22 protein-coding genes are annotated in these 18,455 nt (G+C 41.4%); 14 read left to right on the top strand and 8 right to left on the bottom strand.

Features of this window, described 5'->3' with window-relative positions; genetic code table 11:
* Window positions 1–230: 230 nt before the first annotated feature.
* From N1I80_RS19640 to N1I80_RS19610, 7 genes are all read left to right on the top strand, one after another.
* Entirely contained in the window at window positions 231–1,115 is an 885-nt protein-coding gene (locus tag N1I80_RS19640) for an ABC transporter ATP-binding protein (protein ID WP_340739519.1), read from the top strand.
* Window positions 1,112–3,640, top strand: a complete 2,529-nt coding sequence (locus N1I80_RS19635; protein ID WP_340739518.1) for an ABC transporter permease subunit — start codon at window positions 1,112–1,114, stop codon at window positions 3,638–3,640. The genes N1I80_RS19640 and N1I80_RS19635 overlap by 4 nt, the downstream gene beginning before the upstream one ends.
* Before the next feature lie 41 nt (window positions 3,641–3,681).
* Window positions 3,682–4,215, top strand: coding sequence for a hypothetical protein (locus N1I80_RS19630; RefSeq protein WP_340739517.1), 534 nt, complete (start codon window positions 3,682–3,684; stop codon window positions 4,213–4,215).
* A gap of 114 nt (window positions 4,216–4,329) precedes the next feature.
* Complete coding sequence (locus tag N1I80_RS19625) at window positions 4,330–4,506, top strand: hypothetical protein (RefSeq protein WP_340739516.1); 177 nt, start codon at window positions 4,330–4,332, stop codon at window positions 4,504–4,506.
* Window positions 4,478–4,948, top strand: coding sequence for a GNAT family N-acetyltransferase (locus tag N1I80_RS19620; protein ID WP_340739515.1), 471 nt, complete (start codon window positions 4,478–4,480; stop codon window positions 4,946–4,948). The genes N1I80_RS19625 and N1I80_RS19620 overlap by 29 nt, the downstream gene beginning before the upstream one ends.
* Window positions 4,949–4,950: 2 nt before the next feature.
* Window positions 4,951–5,514, top strand: coding sequence for a nucleotidyltransferase domain-containing protein (locus N1I80_RS19615; RefSeq protein WP_340739514.1), 564 nt, complete (start codon window positions 4,951–4,953; stop codon window positions 5,512–5,514).
* Between the two features lie 18 nt (window positions 5,515–5,532).
* Complete coding sequence (locus N1I80_RS19610; protein WP_340739513.1) at window positions 5,533–6,045, top strand: topology modulation protein; 513 nt, start codon at window positions 5,533–5,535, stop codon at window positions 6,043–6,045.
* A gap of 272 nt (window positions 6,046–6,317) precedes the next feature.
* Here the strand turns inward: N1I80_RS19610 and N1I80_RS19605 are convergent, their stop codons facing one another.
* Window positions 6,318–6,647, bottom strand: coding sequence for a winged helix-turn-helix transcriptional regulator (locus tag N1I80_RS19605; protein ID WP_340739512.1), 330 nt, complete (start codon window positions 6,645–6,647; stop codon window positions 6,318–6,320).
* A gap of 115 nt (window positions 6,648–6,762) precedes the next feature.
* Between N1I80_RS19605 and N1I80_RS19600 the strand changes: the two genes are divergently transcribed.
* Window positions 6,763–7,608 (top strand): VOC family protein, encoded by an 846-nt coding sequence (locus N1I80_RS19600; RefSeq protein WP_340739511.1) that lies wholly within the window; start codon window positions 6,763–6,765, stop codon window positions 7,606–7,608.
* A 333-nt stretch (window positions 7,609–7,941) separates the two neighbouring features.
* On the opposite strand, the gene N1I80_RS19595 is transcribed toward N1I80_RS19600, so the two are convergent.
* The 3 genes from N1I80_RS19595 to N1I80_RS19585 all read right to left on the bottom strand — a co-directional run bounded on the left by N1I80_RS19595 (window position 7,942) and on the right by N1I80_RS19585 (window position 9,152).
* Window positions 7,942–8,262, bottom strand: a complete 321-nt coding sequence (locus N1I80_RS19595; protein ID WP_340739510.1) for an NUDIX domain-containing protein — start codon at window positions 8,260–8,262, stop codon at window positions 7,942–7,944.
* A gap of 141 nt (window positions 8,263–8,403) precedes the next feature.
* Window positions 8,404–8,745 (bottom strand): DUF3147 family protein, encoded by a 342-nt coding sequence (locus tag N1I80_RS19590; RefSeq protein WP_340739509.1) that lies wholly within the window; start codon window positions 8,743–8,745, stop codon window positions 8,404–8,406.
* Window positions 8,736–9,152, bottom strand: a complete 417-nt coding sequence (locus N1I80_RS19585; protein ID WP_340739508.1) for a MarR family winged helix-turn-helix transcriptional regulator — start codon at window positions 9,150–9,152, stop codon at window positions 8,736–8,738. Before N1I80_RS19585 ends, N1I80_RS19590 begins: the two co-directional genes overlap by 10 nt.
* 209 nt (window positions 9,153–9,361) lie before the next feature.
* Here N1I80_RS19585 and N1I80_RS19580 point away from each other — a divergent pair, with 209 nt between their 5' ends.
* Entirely contained in the window at window positions 9,362–10,447 is a 1,086-nt protein-coding gene (locus N1I80_RS19580) for an AI-2E family transporter (protein ID WP_340739507.1), read from the top strand.
* Window positions 10,448–10,865: 418 nt separating this feature from the next.
* Here the strand turns inward: N1I80_RS19580 and N1I80_RS19575 are convergent, their stop codons facing one another.
* Entirely contained in the window at window positions 10,866–11,195 is a 330-nt protein-coding gene (locus tag N1I80_RS19575) for a CHY zinc finger protein (RefSeq protein ID WP_340739506.1), read from the bottom strand.
* Window positions 11,196–11,276: 81 nt separating this feature from the next.
* On the opposite strand from N1I80_RS19575, the gene N1I80_RS19570 reads away from it, so the two are divergent.
* Window positions 11,277–11,555 carry a hypothetical protein gene (locus N1I80_RS19570; RefSeq protein ID WP_340739505.1) on the top strand — a complete coding sequence of 93 codons (279 nt, stop codon included), beginning with the start codon at window positions 11,277–11,279 and terminating at the stop codon, window positions 11,553–11,555.
* 2 nt (window positions 11,556–11,557) lie between these two features.
* Here N1I80_RS19570 and N1I80_RS19565 read toward each other — a convergent pair whose 3' ends face one another.
* Window positions 11,558–12,268 carry a hypothetical protein gene (locus N1I80_RS19565; RefSeq protein ID WP_340739504.1) on the bottom strand — a complete coding sequence of 237 codons (711 nt, stop codon included), beginning with the start codon at window positions 12,266–12,268 and terminating at the stop codon, window positions 11,558–11,560.
* A 100-nt stretch (window positions 12,269–12,368) separates the two neighbouring features.
* Here N1I80_RS19565 and N1I80_RS19560 point away from each other — a divergent pair, with 100 nt between their 5' ends.
* On the top strand, window positions 12,369–13,640 hold the full coding sequence (locus N1I80_RS19560) for an acetyl-CoA hydrolase/transferase family protein (protein ID WP_340739503.1): 1,272 nt from the start codon (window positions 12,369–12,371) through the stop codon (window positions 13,638–13,640).
* 73 nt (window positions 13,641–13,713) lie between these two features.
* Here the strand turns inward: N1I80_RS19560 and N1I80_RS19555 are convergent, their stop codons facing one another.
* Window positions 13,714–14,487: a class I SAM-dependent methyltransferase gene (locus N1I80_RS19555; protein WP_340740100.1), complete on the bottom strand. Its 774-nt coding sequence runs from the start codon at window positions 14,485–14,487 to the stop codon at window positions 13,714–13,716.
* A 297-nt stretch (window positions 14,488–14,784) separates the two neighbouring features.
* On the opposite strand from N1I80_RS19555, the gene N1I80_RS19550 reads away from it, so the two are divergent.
* From N1I80_RS19550 to N1I80_RS19540, 3 genes are read left to right on the top strand one after another with little or no spacing between them, the layout of a single operon-like run.
* Window positions 14,785–15,513, top strand: coding sequence for an ABC transporter permease (locus tag N1I80_RS19550; protein WP_340740099.1), 729 nt, complete (start codon window positions 14,785–14,787; stop codon window positions 15,511–15,513).
* Window positions 15,514–15,521: 8 nt separating this feature from the next.
* On the top strand, window positions 15,522–16,310 hold the full coding sequence (locus N1I80_RS19545) for an ABC transporter ATP-binding protein (RefSeq protein ID WP_340739502.1): 789 nt from the start codon (window positions 15,522–15,524) through the stop codon (window positions 16,308–16,310).
* Between the two features lie 14 nt (window positions 16,311–16,324).
* On the top strand, window positions 16,325–17,431 hold the full coding sequence (locus N1I80_RS19540; RefSeq protein ID WP_340739501.1) for an ABC transporter substrate-binding protein: 1,107 nt from the start codon (window positions 16,325–16,327) through the stop codon (window positions 17,429–17,431).
* 59 nt (window positions 17,432–17,490) lie between these two features.
* Here the strand turns inward: N1I80_RS19540 and N1I80_RS19535 are convergent, their stop codons facing one another.
* Window positions 17,491–18,450 carry a DMT family transporter gene (locus N1I80_RS19535; RefSeq protein WP_340739500.1) on the bottom strand — a complete coding sequence of 320 codons (960 nt, stop codon included), beginning with the start codon at window positions 18,448–18,450 and terminating at the stop codon, window positions 17,491–17,493.
* Between the last annotated feature and the right edge of the window lie 5 nt (window positions 18,451–18,455).

The following is an 18,455-nucleotide window of genomic DNA, read 5'->3' as shown; positions in this document are numbered from 1 at the left end:
GTAGCGTAACAAATAGGCGATTCTAGTACATGACGATTATAGATAGTGAAAGGCATATTACCGTTGTTCTAAATGCTTATATATATACTGGAAATGTGATTGATTTTTTTGGACCATTAAATTGGTGTTAAATGGAATAAGTTGGGGTATCCAATATTTAACAAACAACCCATTCGATATGGTGTAATAGACTGAATGTTAAAATATCCATTGTGTGGGGGGGATAATTGATGATTCTATCCGTCAATGACATACATAAATCGTACGGTAAAGAACAAGTACTAAAAGGGATTTCCTTTGCGATTGAGACGCCGCAAATACTCGCATTGGTGGGTCCGAATGGTTCTGGTAAGTCTACTTTGCTCAATATCATTACGAATCTATTGACTGCTGATCGCGGTGAGGTTTCGATTTTGGGTAAGAGTAATAAGAATCCTAATATTTTTAAAAAGATCTCGTTTATGCAGGATAACACGGTGCTGTACGATTATTTAACGGGCTATGATCACCTGCAATTTATTGGGGATGTGCAGGGGCTGTCGAAGCAACAGCTGTTGAATACGGCGGAGCGCATTGGTATTAGTGGTTATTTGAATAAAAAAGTGAAGAACTATTCGTTGGGAATGAAGCAGCATTTATTATTGGCGATGGCCGTGGTCAACGAGCCGAAATTATTAATATTGGATGAACCACTCAACGGATTGGATCCGACGAGTGCGATTCACGTGCGGGAATTGCTGTTGGAGCTATTTGAACAAGGGACAACGATTTTGTTATCCTCTCATAACTTAGCGGAGATTGACCGTGTGACGTCGAAAATTTTATTTCTTAAGAGTGGATTATTAATACAAGAGGATATGTCTGCGTATGAACAAATTCGTTATGCGTTTGTCGTGGAGGATGTGGAGAAAGCGGAAAATGCTTTAATGGCGGCTGCTATTGCTGTAGAAACTGTGGGGGACAACTTGCAGATTTACAGTGATAGGGCTTCTTTGGCGTCTGTTTTGACTGTTTTTGAGCAGCAGGAAATTGTGGTGCTCGATATGGAGAAAAAGGTATTGGGCTCTGAGGATCGGTATCGTACGATTTTCGGTGAAAAGAGTGGCAGCCGATGAGTATGTTGCGATTTGAATTACGCAAATTATGGCGTCAAAAGAAAATTCTCTGGTTGTTCTTGCTAGTATTTGTTTGTAGTGGAGTTGTTTGGGCGCAAAATTTGTCGCAGCAATCGCTTGTCAAAGAGCGGGCACAGGAACAAATAGCCCCGATGGTTAAAGAGACAGATGATTTATATCGAGATCTTAAATTACTGGAAAGAGAAGGCAATTTAGATGAGCTACAAGCTAAGCAATTAGAGCATGTCAACAGTATGGCGAATGCATTTTTTCAGTGGAAAAGTGCTATTTATGATGAGCGCTGGCAGGAGATTCCGGGTTATGAATATGAATTTTTAACGAATGTACAGCAGTTTGAACAGGTTGGCGGTATGTTCCGGGCTTTACAGGGGAGTGACAGAGACAAAGCTATTCAGAAAAATGATTGGCTTCGAGCGCATGATCTTGCTTATGAGGATGAAGTGAGCTCATTAGCACCAGCTCTTTTTATCAAGAAAAGCACGGCAATTCTTCTTGGGGTAGCGAGTGTTGTTGTTTTGCTATTGCTGTTTGGCGCAACGCTTACGGTAGAACATGAGCAACGGACATGGCTGACACTTCGGACACAACCAATGACGAACAGGCGGCGGATTGTTGGGAAATACATTAGTTTACTTGTTGTACTTGTTGTTTTTCTAGCGATTGTGCTCGGTGTAGGACTGCTTATTCCTTTAGCTTTTGGTTATCAAACGATGAATTTTCAGTATCCACAATTGATGACGGCTGGGGATGCATTTATTTTTATATCTACAGCTCATTATGTCACGCGAGCGATTCTATTATTTGTTTGTGCTAGTATCGTGGTGTTCAGCCTTATTTTATTGATCAGCACGAGGGTGAAAAATTCGTTTATCACGATGGTGTTGACGGGGGCTATTCTGTTAGTTGGTTTTGCGATTACGGAGACGTATCCAGTATTGCAATTTGCTCTCAATCCTTTTCAGTATTTACGCTTCTCGCAAGTATTGGAGGTGATCCCACAAAGTACGGATGGCATCTATTTACTGGGAGCTATTTTGTGGAGTGGCTTGTTTCTTGTCGGGGCTATTTTACTACCTGAAAGAGAAACGGGATTATTCCAGTCTGTGAAAAACAATCAGCCGTTTCGTGGTGGAGAAATAAAAACGAAGTCTCATCCAATCGTGAAAATGATAATTTTTGAATGGCGAAAAATGAAGCGCCAGGGCTTGATGAAGCAGTTAGGGATACTTCTTTTGTTGTTCGTTGTTATTGGGTACTTGATTATTAGTCAACAGGCACAACAGCAGGAGGTTGCTTATATAGATAGTTTGCAACGGGAGGCTGAGCAAACTGAGCATGGGTTGATAGCGATGTTGGAAGAGATGTCAGCTGAATATAGGGAAACAGCACGAGTAGCCGATGAATCTGGTGACGAGGCTATGAGTGAAAACTTTACTTATTTGGCTGATGGGTCAGACGAGACGGTAGAGTTTTTCCATACACTAGTAGATAGAATTCAAATGGCCCTCACGGCTTATGATGAGCAAGAATGGCAGCCTTTCTACGACTATCAACTGTTTCAGAATCAATATGATAATGGGGAATTTAATAGTGACACGTTCTCCAACCTTTCGGTGAATACCTATGGCGCTCTTACAATGAAGGCAAGTATGGTGGAGAAAGAATGGCTGAAGGCGCATCATATCCAGCCTGTTTTTTCAGGAGCCTATATCCCGACGATTTATCAGTATTGGGGTGACAATCTGAAGGAAAAGAAGCAGTGGCAGGAGGCGAATCGAAAGGTTGATAACAGCGGGTTGTTTTCGCTGTACCTCTATTTTGACAGCTATCTCTATTTTGTGCCGATGGTTCTGCTATTCTTTTTGGTAGGAGCAGGGTTTGTGGGGGAGAGAGACAAGAGGGAGACCCTTCGTTTACTTAAAACGCAGCCGATTGCGGAGAAGCATATTTTTCTCGGGAAGATTAGTCATGCGTTATTGACGGTAGTACTAGGAGGTCCGGGGATTTTTGGCTGGGTTGTACTTGTCGCGACGGTTTTGAATCGGTTTGGTGATTGGAATTATCCTATTTTACATTATGATAGCAAAAGTGTGACAGAATTACCGACTTACACGGGGATAAGGGCTATAGAGGGAGGGTTTCACTTTGTTTCTCTAGGCGATTATGTCGTGGAAAGTGTTGTGCTTTTATTGGCCGTTTTAGTGTTTTTCATCGTGCTGTCGATCTTTATTTCATTGTTTGTACGTAGTCCATTAGGTGTTTTTTCTACAGTATTGGCAATTGGAAGTGCGGGGTACTTTGCGAGTGTCCACCTGCTACCGGATATGGCACATTTGTCGCCCTTCACTTATTTGAATGTCGCTAAAATTACGAATGGAGAAGTGGCGACGTTGCTTAATAATTCGGGTATTCATGTGTTGACTGGTGGCGTTGTGTTGTTGGTCGCGATGGTTTTATTGGTTGTGGTTGGTTATCTATTGTTGAATGGGAGGGGAAAAAAATAAAGCATTATGGAGAAAGCTTTTATGAAAAAAGGCATATTTTTATGGCGTTGTCATTCGTTGTCTTGTTATTATCGCCAATTTTTGTATTTGTTTTACCTCCTTTTATTGCTGAAGGTTTATACTTCTCGCCTGAAAATTGGTATGTATTTGTATCGGGCGCCAGTTATCTTATGTATAGTGTTGGTTTTTTATTTTTATTGCTATCTTTGTTTGTTCTGTTTTTATTAAATATGCGTAAAATCTCGTTTTTCATTAGCCTAGTGTGTGTCTTTTTGGCTGGATTATCCTTCTACGTTGCAGCGCAAAATTATACGTCTTTAGGCTATGATTCTATTGCATACAGGGAGATATTTTTGAAAGAAGAACGTATTTATCCTTGGAGTGAAGTAGAAAGGGCGGTCTATATTGAAGTACCTGACCAAGAATCCCCGCCGGAATATGAATTCTATTTTACTGACGGAGAAAAATTGACTGTTATTGAGAATGATACGATTTTTTTGCTAGGGAGTTTTATTCGGGCGAGTTTGGACAATGTGGGGACTCGGATAGAGATTGTTCGGGGGTATAGGGATTGATATTGACGCCCGGGTTATTCTTTTAACGATAAAGTATGAATTCATTTTCTATTGTGATTTTGAATGCATCGGTATTATAAGAGATGTAAAGGAATAGTCAAGAAGGGATGTTGTATGGAGTGGCAAAAGGTGAGGGAATTGTTTCCTAATCAATTTGTTTTAGTTTCAATACTAGAATTTCATTCTGGGACACTGCAAGACCGGCTTGATTACTACAAAGAAGACAAACTATATATGGATTTTTATGCAAAGGAGAACAACGATGAAATTAACGACAATAAAAATGGATGAAGGATTTGCATCACAAATTCTAAACTGGCGATATGATCCGCCTTATGATTTCTATAATAATGAGCATGATGCTGAGGCAATCAAGGAATTGTTGGAGGATAACTATTCTGTCGTTGTGAATGACAACGATGAATTGATTGGTTTTTATTGTGCAGGTTCTTCTGCTCAAGTGCCAGCAGGTGCAAAGGTGGGCGCCTATACGGAAGATATCATAGACGTCGGGTTAGGTATTACTCCTATATTAACAGGTAAGGGCAATGGTTTTACTTTCTTTTCATTTGTATTGGAGTCGCTTTATAAAACTTACGGCAATGTACCAGTTCGTCTTACCGTCGCGAAGTTTAATCAAAGAGCCATTCATCTATATGAGAAGTTTGGATTTGTGAAGGAAATGGAGTTTACGACGGGTTCAGCTGAGTTTCAGACGATGAGGAAGGTGTAACCATGTTCGCTACATGTATTAAAGTAAATGAATGGATGTCGGAATTTAACGGACAATGGGGAGTCGCTGGTGGTTGGGCGATTGATTTATTCATAGGGAAAGAAACACGTATCCATTTGGACATAGAAGTTGCCCTATTTCGAGAAAATCAACATATGCTGAAAAAGGCGTTACCAGGTTGGTCATTTGAAAAAGCTGTAAAGGGTGAATTGATCACTTGGGAAGAAGAATGGCTGGAATTGCCGGTTCATGAGATTCACGGTGTTCATAAACAGGTAGGTGAACGGTTAGAAGTATTGCTGAATGAAACGAAGGATGATAGGTGGATTTTCAGAAGGGAATCATCGATTTCATTTCCGGAAAGTTCACTTTTTCTTGATTCAAAAGAAGGAATCCCTTATCTGCATCCAGCAGTTGTCTTGCTATATAAAGCGAAAAATGCACGTGAGAAGGATCATGCTGATTTTAATGCAGTGAAGGATTTGCTGAAGGTGGAAGATAAAGAGTGGTTACAGAAGGCGCTTTGGGTTCACGTTCCTGGACATGAATGGATTCATGAATTATGAGAAGAAAGGAGCAAAAGTATGAATAGAATCATGGTCATTGGCGTATCTGCTGGTGCTGGGAAATCGACGTTTGCGCGCCGATTAGGTGAATTGACGGGTATTGAAGTGACGCATTTGGATCGGTTGTTTTGGAAGCCGAATTGGGTAGAGGCCCCGTCTGAAGAGTTTTCAGTAGCACAGCAACAGGTTGTTCAACAGGAACGCTGGATTATGGAAGGGAATTATACGGGGACAGTCCATATCCGCGAGCCGCACGCAGACACCGTTATTTACCTAGAACTTCCATTGAGGGTTTGCTTGTACCGGGTGTTAAAACGGAGAGTGCAATATCATGGGAAAACGCGGCAGGATATTGCTGATGGCTGCAAGGAAAAGATAGACAAGGCGTTTCTAAAATTCATCGTCACGACATATGGCGCGCGTAAAAAGGCCATGATGGAGCGAATGCGACGTTATGCGGAAGAAGGAAAGACTGTGCATTATTTGAAAACGCAAGGTGAGATTCAAGGTTTTTTGGATACATATATATAAATTAAGGGGCAGTCTAGAAGGTTAGTTAAATTAACAATCTGGAGTACCCCTGTTTCATTTGTCACGACAAGGCTGATGGAAAAATTATCAATCAATTGAGCAGGCTTATCGATCATTTGTCATGAGTTATCGATCAATTGGGCAAATTTATCAATCATTTGCCATGAGTTATCGATCAATTGGAAGGAGTTATCGTCATTTTGTGACCTTTGACTTATCGAAGTGGCGAAGCTTTCTACTTATTTTAAGACGCATCACATATAGCTTCGACATTAGTCTTTTACAATGGCTTCTTGCTCAATCCACGTTTTTGACCAGCTTTCAATTTCCTTCATAATCGGTGTAAGTGACATGCCTTTTTCAGTTATGGAGTATTCAATTCGTACGGGTGTCTCTGGGTACACAGTACGGATGACAAAGCCCTGCTGTTCGAGGTCCTTCAATCGCTCTGTTAATGTTTTGCCGCTGACACCAAGTTTGTCAGTCATTGTACAAAAACGCTGTGGTCCTGTCATTAATTGATACAAAATAAGGGTGGTCCAACGTTGGCTTAGGATAGAGACGGCTTTTTCAAAGCGTGGACATAGTTCAAATTCATTCATCTACATTCAACTCCTTTTGTTTGTAAACTTTATTGTTGACAATAGTTATTATAACATATAAAGTTAGTTACATAAAGTAAGTTACTTACGAAAATGAAAAACAGGAGGAATATACATGAATTTTCATACAGCACCGCATATATACACAGGGGAAGTACATCTCAATGTTTTGGATTTGGAAAGATCAGTCCAGTTTTACAAAGAAGTGATTGGATTTAAAGTACTTGAGGCAGCGGCAGATAAGGTTGTACTAACGGCAGACGGCAAGACACCGTTGCTCATTATTGAACAACCGGAACATGTTACGCCGAAAGAGGCACATAAAGCTGGTTTGTATCATTTCGCATTGTTACTGCCGAAGCGAGCTGATTTAGGGGCAATTATTAAGCATTTTATCCAGCATCAGGTACGAATTGGGGCTTCGGATCATTTGGTGAGCGAGGCGCTTTATTTGTCAGATCCGGACGGTAATGGCATTGAAATTTACATTGATCGTGATCCTGCTGTTTGGAGTTGGGATGCTGGAAAAGTCGCGATGAGTACAGATCCACTGGACGGTGACAGTGTTGTTGCGGAAAGTGGAAATCAGATGTGGGATGGACTTCCGGCTGGGACAGTTATGGGCCATGTTCATTTGCACGTAGCTCACTTGCCTGAAACGGAAACATTCTATAATGCGCTCGGTTTCGAAGTTGTTACGAATTATCCACAAGCATTGTTCATGTCGAATGGCAAATACCATCATCATATTGGTTTGAATACATGGAATGGCGTAGGAGCATCGCGTCCTACTGAAGGTAGTGTGGGGCTTCAATCCTTTGCGCTTGTTTATCCGACTGAGGCAGTGTTGGGTGAGGCGATTGCGAAAGTAGAGGCGCTAGGGGTGAAAGTGGTAGCTAGCGGCAGTGAATTTCTAGTGGAAGATCCTTCTGGCAATCGAATTGTGTTGCGGGTTGGGTGAGGAATTGTAAATCGAAACAGGGACTAGTAGCTGTATTGGCTGCTAGTCCCTGTTTATGAGTAAGTATATTGAAATAGGGAAAATCTTCAAAGTTATTTTAGAGCTAAGGTGGTTTCTTTGCAAAGTCTATACATGTATACCTCTTCTTTTTAGATTTAAAAATTTAAAAATTACTCATTCAAATGAGACCATTCAATCTGTGATTTATTGACTGTTCCTACAAACACGGTTTGTTCATTTGGGCTATCCAAATAATGTATAAGCATATGTTTAACTGTTAAAGGCATTGCCAAATTGAATATATCTGATAGATTTATCCAATGTAGTTCTCCTTCATCCGTCATCCGTAGTTATAAAATTTTCTTTTTGGGTATGTCCAAAATAAATAAAATGCTGTCGAATTTCATCGCCACTTTTCCGAAATAGTATATAACGAAGTTTAAGTTGTTCTATTTCATCACCAGTAATACCGGTTTCTTCGAATATTTCCCTTAAACAAGATTCTTGGGGCGTATTATGTTCATTGTTTTCCACATGCCCGCCAATCCCTGTCCATAAATCAGGAGCTAAGTCTCTATTTTTAGATCGCTTCATCATTAAGATTTTATTTTCATTTATAAGATAAGCACCTGTCATCATTCGCATCTTGCTCATTTAATCCCTCGTACTTTCTGTATACTTTTTAATATAGTTCGCATCATCTTGTTTGATAATCCTATAATCAACCTGGTCCCATATTAGTCATTTACGTTCTGTAACATGAAAGGTTTCACCTATACTGCTATCTACAACGAGTTAAATTCTTAATAACTTCACCACAAAGTCTTGAATGAATAAAAATATGACCCAACCGCCTATGCCGAATCCAATGGAAAGAAACAATGGAAACGAGTTTTTTAAAGATAAATAAACGATGAACAGTAACATGGCGGTTGCAGGGAATCCCCAGAGTACTCCTAAAGCAAATTTGCTTAATGTTTCTGTTTGTTCTCCTTGAACATGAAGCCAAATGATACTTAATAGGCTTACTAAAGGTAAGGTGGCAATAATTCCCCCATAAGTTGGAAATCTTCGTGCTACTTCGGAAACAATCGCAATAATTACAGCTGAAGCGATTACCTTCATAATTAGATACATTGCTTCGCACACTCACTTAATAGCTTGAATGATTTTAATAGGGTTTTCTTTTCTTCTTCGCTTAGATTTAGAAAAATAGTATCTAACATTTCTTCATTAAGGCTTGTATTTCTATAGACAACATCTCTACCTTCAGTTGTTAGGCAAAGGATGACTTTCCTTTCGTCCGCAGGATCTCTTCTTTTAAGCAGCAACCCTTTTTTAATGATTCGTTTTATATGATCAGATGCTGTGTTTTGTGATATGTCCAAATAGCTAGCAATCTCATTAATTCCGACGTTATCTTGCTTTTGAACGTGTTGAAGAATACGAATCACTTGGTGTGTAATTTTTTCAGTGTGAGGATAATGAAGATGATAGTAAATATCTGTCCAATAGTCATTTATGGTTCTTGAGTTAGTTTGCATAGTCAACGCTCCTTTTACATCTGTTAATCAGAATATATCTGTATATACGATGTATTATAGAGTGAAAAACTTCCTTATTCAACTGTTATGGTCCAGTTTTCCTCGCTTGGCATCAAAATTATGAAACTTCTTTCGACGTCATACGTAAAACAACGTATACTTAAAAATAACGAATGTAAAATACATTATGTCGAAACGGAGTGAACTTGTTGACGAAAAAATTATGGTTCCAAGCAGGCGTTGGGATTTTACTAGCTTTGCTCATTATGAAGTTTTTTATGGAAATCAATGGAATATTTACTCCGCTTGTCATCATCGCGAAAACTATTTTTATACCACTGTTACTCGGTGCTGTCCTTTTCTATGTAACAGAACCATTGCAGCGATTTTTGGAAAAGCGTAAAATGCCGCGTTGGGGGAGTATATTAGCGATACTTATCAGTGTTGCGGCAGTGGTTTGGCTATTCATTTCAATTATTGGCCCACCGGTTATTAATGAAGTGAATAGATTCGTTAAAAATGCACCATCTATTGCAAAAGAGATTACGATTCAGACGGAATATGTATTGCAACACCGAGAAAATTTCCCGGAACAATTAAACGAGATGATTGATAAAGCTATCAATTCTATTCAATCCATTGCCCTCGTATTTGGAAAATTAGTCGTTCAGTTTTTCCAATCAGTTTTCCAAACAGCATTCACTCTTATTCTTGTGCCGTTTTTCTTTATTTACTTACTGAAGGACCACGAGAAGTTCGCACCATTTATCTACAACTTCTTTTCAGGCAAACAGCAAGTGTGGATTAAAAAAACCTTACATGATATCAATACAGTGCTGCGCACATATATACAAGGGCAGCTATTGATTAGCCTTATTTTAGCCTCCATTATGTTTGTTGGTTATTTAAGTATTGGTTTAGAGTACGCACTATTATTAGCCATCTTCGCATTTTTTATGAATGTTATTCCGTTCATCGGCCCATGGATTGCATTTGCACCAGCACTGATTATCGCGTTTCTGGATCCGGACCCGCAAAAAATGGTCATCTGGGTCTGTGTCATTACGCTTGTTGCACAGCAAACGGATAGTAACCTCATTACGCCGAACATCATGGGGAAAACGCTCGATATTCACCCACTGACAGTGATTACAGTCATTTTGGCGGCAGGAAATATTGCTGGTTTCCTCGGTATTCTCTTGTCTATCCCGGCGTATGCAGTTGGGAAAGTTGTTGTGAAAAATATTTATGATAGGCGTAAGGAAATTAAGTTGGCTGCGACGAAGAATGTGTAGTGAAGTGAGCTCCCTGACAAAAATATGTCAGGGGCTTGTTTTTTTAATCGCATCAATGAAAAATCTTCCTTGTGGCGCTTGTATTACAAAGAAACACGTCCAAGTCAAGCATCAAAAAAGCCGATGATTTCCCTTGATGGAATCGACCGGCCCTAAAAGTATTTATATAATGTTGTATAGCATCTGCTTGATATAATAGAGATGTAATAAAATAGTGTGTGTTCATAGGCGGTTAGCACATCTGCGATTCCCATTACTTCTTGCATATTCATGCGAGAGGGGAAAGGAGATGATGCAAATGACGATATTTGAAGCAGTGAGTTTAATGATTGTTTTTACTATATCCAGCTCTTAACGCAAGTATACCAAAAGGGTATGAATCCAGCAATAATAGTAATTTTATATACGATTATTATGGTCACACCTCAAAATACAGCCCCCAATGCAAACCACACCCCGGATTGAACCCTGCGGAACACTTAGGGCACACCGACTTACAATCCAAGTACTCTCCAATTCTTAATTCATACCCACATCCTCCACACAGCACCGCTTTCTCATCAAATTTCTCTTTTGGCCAGATAGCAGGAGCGCCACATCCATCCTCTTCATGGCATTCATAGCACGGATAATAAGTGTCGCAGCAATAGAATTTTATCGCGATGCGGTCGATTTCGGAATGGTAATGTATGCAACGTGTTTCCTCGTCTAGGACTTTTCCACGAATGACTTGGCCTTTAATTAGCAAGATAACTCCCCCCTTAATAATTAAAACATGTATGGAATGACTGACAAATTGGATAAGCTATTGAAAAAAAGGATTGACGTCATGTGGACTGAATTTCCGACTATCTATACAAATATTTGGGATGCCTTTTGGGCGATTCCCGCTATACTTGTAGGCATCTTGCTGCTGAGAGTACTGTTCAAACTTCGGGAAAGTTGGTTTTCAACAGCAGCAACAATCATTGGACTTATCTTATCGATTTTCATCAGCCATCCAGGTAATTTACCCGCCGGTATTTTCATGGGGTTTTTCTATGGTGGTGCGGCGAGTGGGACGATTTATTCGCTGAAGGTTTGGTATACCACTCATCGTACGAAATAACTTTATTTCAACGGGCAAAATCCGCATTGCATGAGACCAGGAACATCCTTCGAGAAGCAACATGTTGTTCGGACTTCGGTATTCAACAGCGCAGCTGGTTCGGATCCTTTTAAATAGGTGGCAAATAATGAGCGGGGTGCGATGCCTTCCCACAGTGTGTCGTCTTTCAGTGTGCCAAGATCGGAGCGGGCTTCATCGTCGGTACCCGGGTTCGACAATAGCACATGGTATTGCCAGAGAAGGAAGCCGAAAATGTTTTCCCACAAGGTTAGCGGGGATACGGATGCAACGGAGCGAAGTTGCTTGATAACTGCGCTACATTGTTCGACTAAAATGTGGCGAATCACATCCCGACGTTCAATATCCTCGACATACCGCCAATCTTCTGCCGAAGCAAATGTGCTGATGGCCAACTTTCCGTATTCTTCTTTAGCGCCGAAAGTAAGACGGTTTGTATCACCATTCCATACTTCATCGTATGTTGCTAGATTGGTAAATTGTATAGCGACGAACATGCCTAGACGACGCATGAAATACGAAGCGGCAACCACCCGATTTGGACTACCACTCACTGCTTGGATGATATTCAATGTATCTTCGATTTTATTCGCATCGAGGAGAGTTGCCAACGTGAATAGTTGTCGCTCAGGAGGCTCTGTATAGATGCTGTACATATTTAGTTGTTTGAGTTGGTCCGCAGTTAAGTTTGTCATGTTCTTATTATAGGTTCTGAAAATTAAAACGACAAGTTGAGCGAGCGTTCAGTCTGATGTACAATTAAGGTACATATGATTTAATTGGAGTGAATTCTACGTGACAAAACGATTAGCTGACGAACAAATTATTGGCTTAATTGAACGAGGGGCAGATATTATCATTCCGATTGCCAACGGAGAGCCGCAACATTTACTTGATATATTGGAAGACAATCATTTGAAATTAGAAAATGTTAAGATTCATCAAATGCTAGCGTTACGCGAGCGGGATTATATTTTGGGTAAGATGAAAGGTCATTTATCGCATGTGTCGTATTTTTTAAGTGGCGCAACACGCAAGGCATACCATGAGGGGCATATTGAACTTGTTCCAAATGTCTTTCATGAAGTACCACGTATACTGGAGAGAATAACGAAGCTATCGATGGTGATGACAGTTGCTTCGCCGATGGATGAGCATGGTTATTTTTCATTGGGGACACAAGCAGATTATGTTTCTGAATTCATTGGTCATGTACCATTTGTGTTGGAAGTGAATAAGCATATGCCGCGTACTTATGGGGAAAATCAGATTCATATTAGTCAGATTGCGGGCTATGTTAACAGTGATATGCCTTTATCGGAGGTACTTGCACCAGAAATTGGAGAGAAGGATTTAAAAATTGCCGAATTCATCACGAATGAAATCGATAATGGTGATTCTCTGCAAATTGGTATTGGAGCCATTCCGAATGCGGTTATGAGTATGTTGAAGGATCACCGTCATCTAGGGATTCATACGGAAATGCTGACGGATGGTATTGTAGATTTGGTGGCGGCGGGTGCAGTTGATGGGACACGAAAGTTCACATATAAAGGGAAGACAGTTGCGACGTTTGCATATGGTTCACAGCGATTGTATGATTTCATAGACAAAAACCCTTCTGTTGAATTTTTACCAGTTAGCGTTGTCAATGATCCGCGTGAAATTGCGAAGGAAGAGCGTATCGTGTCGATTAATGCGACGACGGAGGTGGATTTGTATGGGCAGTGTGCCTCTGAAACGATTGGTGGTCGCTATTATTCATCCACAGGTGGACAAGCAGACTTTGCGCGCGGGGCTCGCTTTGCGAAGCATGGGAAAGGGTTTATCTGCATGCATTCGACTGTGAAAAATGATACGATTTCGCGTATTCAGCTGCAATTGTCGCCTGGTTCTGTCGTGACGACATCAAAAAATGACGTGGACCATATTGTAACGGAGTACGGCATTGCTCATCTTTATGGCAAGTCGGTTGCTGAACGCGCGAAGGCACTCATTGACATCGCCCATCCCGCGTTCCGGGAACAGTTGCTGTTTGATGCAAAGAAGAGCCGCATCCTTTATTGATTGTAGAACAGCGTCTTTTATGCGGATGCTGTTTTTGGATAAGAGGAGGGAACCCCATGAGGGAGCCTTCCTCTTATTTTTCTTTAATCCCAATGACACGAATTCTTTTGTAATCAGCGACCCATTGGCCATCTGTATATAAGAGGGGACGTAATTGCTGCTCGATTGTTGTGAGGATGTCATTTTTCTTATCTTCAGCAATTCCGGTGAAAAAGGCACTGCCGAACATGATAATCCAGTCTCGCAATCCATTATCCTCATCCAATGGAGTTGGTCTGTCATAGTGTTGGGCAAGAGTGACCCTGAATCCAGCCTCCTCCATTAAAGCTGTATATTCACCAATACTCGGATAATACCAAGGGAATTGCTCTGCGTTGTAATCAAACCCAGCCTCTTGAATACCATGAATAATCCCATCGATGATAGTTTGAACGTTTCCTTTGCCACCAAATTCTGCGATAAATCTTCCTCCTTGCTGCAAACCCTGATAAATCCCAGTGAGAACTTGCTTTGGCGTTTGTACCCAATGAAGCGTAGCGTTAGAGAATACAGCATCAAATTCGTTATGGAAATCTAACTCTGCCGCATCTTGAACTTCAAATGGAATGGCGGGATACTTCTTTTTCGCTTGTGCCACCATATTTGCAGAGCTATCGACACCTACAACATCCACTTGAGCATCATATAATTTTTTCGCTAAATCTCCCGTACCACACCCAAGATCAAGAATTTTCTCGCCTGCTTTTGGAGCTAATAAATCAAGTAAATGGTCCCCGTACTTTGAAACAAATGAATGTTGTGTATCATATAAATTGGCATTCCAAGTGTCCTGCGAATGTTGTGTCATTTTCAATGTTATACCCCCTCGTATATTGTTGTTGAGTGAATTATACAACAAATCACTTGAGAGTAGCAGAAAATTAACAGGAATTCCTTCCTTATACCTTTACCCTTTTTATTTTTAAAATCCCGAAGATTGCCGTTTCTCCGCGCTTGCCCAACACACTTTTTTAGGCAGACACATACTATTTGAATGAAGAGGTGGTGAACGTTGAAAAGAGATGACAGGGCTGTGCGGTATGATCCACATGAGATCGAGCAGCGTGAATGGAAGCAGAGGCAAACGAAGGAACGGCTTAAACAAATGTTGACAATCGCTTCGCCGATATTCCTACTGTTATTATGGGAATTTATGTCGAGGACGGGAATACTAGATATTCGCTTTTTTCCACCGCCCTCCACTATCGTTAGTACGTTTTTCGAGATGATTGCCAGTGGTGTAATGGCCAATCATATTGGGGTTTCGTTGTATAGGATTTTCCTTGGATTTCTACTCGGCGTGATACCGGGTGTCATCATCGGTTTACTGATGGGGCTCTATTCGCCAATCCGGCATTTCGTTTCCCCGATTGTGATGGCGTTAATGCCGATTCCTACACTTGCCTTGCTTCCGATTATTATCATTCTTTTCGGAATCGGGGACTTGTCGAAAGTTGTGACAATTGCAGGAAGTGTCTTTTTTCCTGTTGTCATCAATACAGCGGCAGGTGTCATTAATATCGATTCAATCTATTTGGATGTAGCGAAAAATTACGGAGCAGGAAGAGTGAATTTTTTCTTGAAAATCGCTTTGCCAGGGGCACTGCCAGTCATGCTTGAAGGTATCCAAATGGGGCAGGCGATTGCGCTTCTCACAATTGTAGCTGCGGAAATGATGGGAGCAACTTCAGGAATAGGCTATCTGATTTGGACGTCATACAAAGCATTTTTACTGCCAGAAATGTATGTAGGGCTAATCCTCATTTCATTTTTTGGCTATCTGTTTTCGCTGATGCTCCGGGGAATTCAGAAGAAGATGTTACCGTGGAGGTGAGCAGATAGATGGGGAAAAAAACTAAAATTATCATTCGTAGTTTGACGAAAGCATTTTATAAAAAACAAGCATCTGTTACGGCACTTGACGATATTAATTTGACTGTCGAGGATGGAGAATTTGTCTGTCTTGTTGGTCCAAGTGGCTGTGGAAAAACAACACTTCTGCGTATTTTAGCGGGCCTTGAACATCCGAGCATTGGTGAATTTACCATTGCGACGGATGGGGAGGACCGTCCTCTTCAGTCGATGGTATTCCAGGAAAGAGGTGTCATTCCTTGGCTTACCGTAGAGGAGAACGTAGCATTTGGCCTCAAAATGCGCCATATGCCGAAAGAAGTCGTCAAAGAGCGGACGGCGTATTATTTAAAGAAAACCGGACTTGAACGGTTTTCTTCACTTTATCCAAAAGAATTATCTGGCGGAATGAAGCAGCGTGTAAGTATCGCGCGGGCATTTGCCAATGATCCAGAAATTTTGCTGATGGATGAACCATTTGCTGCACTCGATGAACAGAATAAATTCATCTTACAGGAGGAATTGCTGTCCATCTGGTCAGAAACGGGCAAGACAGTTCTTTTCATCACCCATAGTATCGACGAAGCGTTATTACTAAGCGATCGTATTTTACTGATGAGTTCTCAACCAGGAAGAATTATTCGGGAAATTAAAGTCGACATGCCACGTCCGCGAAAAATGGAGGATATCCGGGCAAATCCGGTAATGGCCGAACAGTTTGTTGAAATATGGCAGCATCTTCAGGAAGAGGTACAGCGGTCCAGGCAGGAAAATGAATGATAAGGAGAGATTCCATGGCGAAGTGGATGAAAAGCGGATGGTTGATGATGTTATTCGCAGTGGCATTGGTTGTTGGGGCTTGTTCTCCAAAAGAAACAGTGCAGCCAGTGCCGGAAGATAAGGTGCCGAATGCAGTGACAGAGGACTATCCTTCGGGTGATTTGGCGCCACTCGACAACCGGGTAAAAGTCGTTATTGCGGAAGATGGTGCGGCATCGGGTGCCGGCTTCTATATCGCGAAAGAAAAAGGGTATTTTGAAGACTATAATATTGAAGTAGAGTTCGCCCAATTCGCCAATAGTGATGATATGCTGCCGGCACTTGCAGCAGGTGAAGTTGATATTGCAGGCGGCGTTTCGACCGCATCATTTTTCAATGCGATTGCACAAGGAATTGACGTTAAAATTATTGCGGATAAAGGGCATAATGTGCCAGGAAAATCCTACTTCACATTTGTCATCGGTAATCATATGGTCGATGAAATAAAAGAGTATAGTGATTTTAAAGGGAAGAAAATAGCTGTATCATCACGCAATTCGATTGACGGCTATATTTACGAGGAAATGCTTAAGCACGCAGGCTTGACTGAAGATGACGTCGAGTTCGTGCTCATGGGGGACTTTGGCAGTATGCTAGGGGCAATCAATGGTGAAACAATCGATGCCGCACTCAATATCGAGCCGCTTATCGCACAGGGGGTCGACCAAGGTTTCCATGTTCGATTCGGTGACGCAACTGATTATGCACCCGAATCTCAAATTGCAATGGTACTTGGCTCCCCTCAATTCATGTCTGAAGAACAGGATATTTCATTGCGGTTCATGTCTGCCTACTTGAAAGGTGTTCGTGACTATAATGATGCCTTTATTAAAGACATTGGTAAGGACGAAGTGGTCGAAATCATGACAAAACATACCGCATTGAAAGACCCCGAGCTTTGGGATAAAGTGAACGTCACAGGACTTGACCCAGACGGAAAGATGTTCATTGATGACATTAAAAAGCAGTACGATACGTATAAAGCGAACGGTGCGATTCGTGGAGATGTCGATTTAAACAAAGCAATTGATACATCGATTACGGAGAAAGCGGTCGAAACAATTGGGGAATATGAACGTTAGGAAACGACCCGAGCCCCTAGGTGCGGAAATCTAGATAAAAAAATTGCCTGTACCTTTTATTAGGTGACGGGCAATTTCTTTTTTGCGATAGCAGTTTGAAAGCTATGTAGTGCCATACCAAAAATGATGACGCCAATTCCGACAAGCGCAATTGGACCTGGAAGCGCAATCCCGATAATAATCATTTCACCAATCATTGCAAAAATAAGTTCGGTCGATTGTGTGGCTTCAACTGCAGCAAGTTTTCCTTGGTCATCCCGTGCAAGATCAGTCGCCATGAAAAATAACGTTGTGGCAATGACGCCCGAGCTGACAGCAACGATGAATGATTGACTGAGCTGGCTTATGGAAGGGGGACCAACTGTTACTAATGCATAGATGGCCACACCAACCCAAACAGGCATTGTCATAAGTGTCATCCCGAGGACACGCTGAAATGTATCAAGCCGTCCTCCTAGTAGTTCCATCATCTTTCGATTTCCAAGTGGATAGGCAAACGCGGCGATGATGACGGGGATAATACCGAGCCCCAACGTTCGAATATCGACACTTTGGGCATGTGGGATTTGAATGAACACAACGCCCACAAGAATAATAAGTGAAATACAAAGTGAAACGGCAGGAACCTTCTGTCGGATTTTCTGCTCCCCGGAGTTCGTTTTGACGATAATTGTAAAAAACGGTGCCAGTAAAACGCCGGCCACAATCGTTAATTGCCACGTACCGGCAAGAAGCCAGCCCGGACTATACGCTGCTGCATATGTAAGTGGCGCATAAAACAAAACAAAAGCTACCACGCTCCAAATAAAAAACGGTGCAGGCTTCGCAATCATTTCTTTCTTCGTATCGCCAAGCCCTTTGCGATAAGCGACAATGGCAATCAAAAACGGAACCATAAAGAAATATCGGAGGGAAGAGCTCCAAAGCCAGCTTCCCCCCGATAATTCCATCGTTCGATTTAAGATAAATGTCACTGCGAAAAACAAAGAGGCTAGGATTCCAATCCAAATCTCCCTCATACACT

This window comes from Sporosarcina sp. FSL K6-3457 (genome assembly GCF_038007285.1).
In the GTDB taxonomy this organism is placed as follows: domain Bacteria; phylum Bacillota; class Bacilli; order Bacillales_A; family Planococcaceae; genus Sporosarcina.
The sequence above is the reverse complement of the archived record's forward strand: the minus strand, read 5'-3'. Positions and strand labels throughout refer to the sequence as shown.

What these genes read in the sequence shown, in the direction of transcription:
- N1I80_RS19595 (WP_340739510.1), bottom strand. Translation starts at nt 8,262, where the DNA reads ATGAGCAAGATGCGAATGATGACAGGTGCTTATCTTATAAATGAAAAT.
- N1I80_RS19570 (WP_340739505.1), top strand. Translation starts at nt 11,277, where the DNA reads ATGTGGACTGAATTTCCGACTATCTATACAAATATTTGGGATGCCTTT.
- N1I80_RS19540 (WP_340739501.1), top strand. Translation starts at nt 16,325, where the DNA reads ATGGCGAAGTGGATGAAAAGCGGATGGTTGATGATGTTATTCGCAGTG.
- N1I80_RS19630 (WP_340739517.1), top strand. Translation starts at nt 3,682, where the DNA reads ATGGCGTTGTCATTCGTTGTCTTGTTATTATCGCCAATTTTTGTATTT.
- N1I80_RS19610 (WP_340739513.1), top strand. Translation starts at nt 5,533, where the DNA reads ATGAATAGAATCATGGTCATTGGCGTATCTGCTGGTGCTGGGAAATCG.
- N1I80_RS19625 (WP_340739516.1), top strand. Translation starts at nt 4,330, where the DNA reads ATGGAGTGGCAAAAGGTGAGGGAATTGTTTCCTAATCAATTTGTTTTA.
- N1I80_RS19590 (WP_340739509.1), bottom strand. Translation starts at nt 8,745, where the DNA reads ATGTATCTAATTATGAAGGTAATCGCTTCAGCTGTAATTATTGCGATT.
- N1I80_RS19640 (WP_340739519.1), top strand. Translation starts at nt 231, where the DNA reads ATGATTCTATCCGTCAATGACATACATAAATCGTACGGTAAAGAACAA.
- N1I80_RS19535 (WP_340739500.1), bottom strand. Translation starts at nt 18,450, where the DNA reads ATGAGGGAGATTTGGATTGGAATCCTAGCCTCTTTGTTTTTCGCAGTG.
- N1I80_RS19635 (WP_340739518.1), top strand. Translation starts at nt 1,112, where the DNA reads ATGAGTATGTTGCGATTTGAATTACGCAAATTATGGCGTCAAAAGAAA.
- N1I80_RS19585 (WP_340739508.1), bottom strand. Translation starts at nt 9,152, where the DNA reads ATGCAAACTAACTCAAGAACCATAAATGACTATTGGACAGATATTTAC.
- N1I80_RS19550 (WP_340740099.1), top strand. Translation starts at nt 14,785, where the DNA reads ATGTTGACAATCGCTTCGCCGATATTCCTACTGTTATTATGGGAATTT.
- N1I80_RS19565 (WP_340739504.1), bottom strand. Translation starts at nt 12,268, where the DNA reads ATGACAAACTTAACTGCGGACCAACTCAAACAACTAAATATGTACAGC.
- N1I80_RS19600 (WP_340739511.1), top strand. Translation starts at nt 6,763, where the DNA reads ATGAATTTTCATACAGCACCGCATATATACACAGGGGAAGTACATCTC.
- N1I80_RS19620 (WP_340739515.1), top strand. Translation starts at nt 4,478, where the DNA reads ATGAAATTAACGACAATAAAAATGGATGAAGGATTTGCATCACAAATT.
- N1I80_RS19555 (WP_340740100.1), bottom strand. Translation starts at nt 14,487, where the DNA reads ATGACACAACATTCGCAGGACACTTGGAATGCCAATTTATATGATACA.
- N1I80_RS19615 (WP_340739514.1), top strand. Translation starts at nt 4,951, where the DNA reads ATGTTCGCTACATGTATTAAAGTAAATGAATGGATGTCGGAATTTAAC.
- N1I80_RS19605 (WP_340739512.1), bottom strand. Translation starts at nt 6,647, where the DNA reads ATGAATGAATTTGAACTATGTCCACGCTTTGAAAAAGCCGTCTCTATC.
- N1I80_RS19545 (WP_340739502.1), top strand. Translation starts at nt 15,522, where the DNA reads ATGGGGAAAAAAACTAAAATTATCATTCGTAGTTTGACGAAAGCATTT.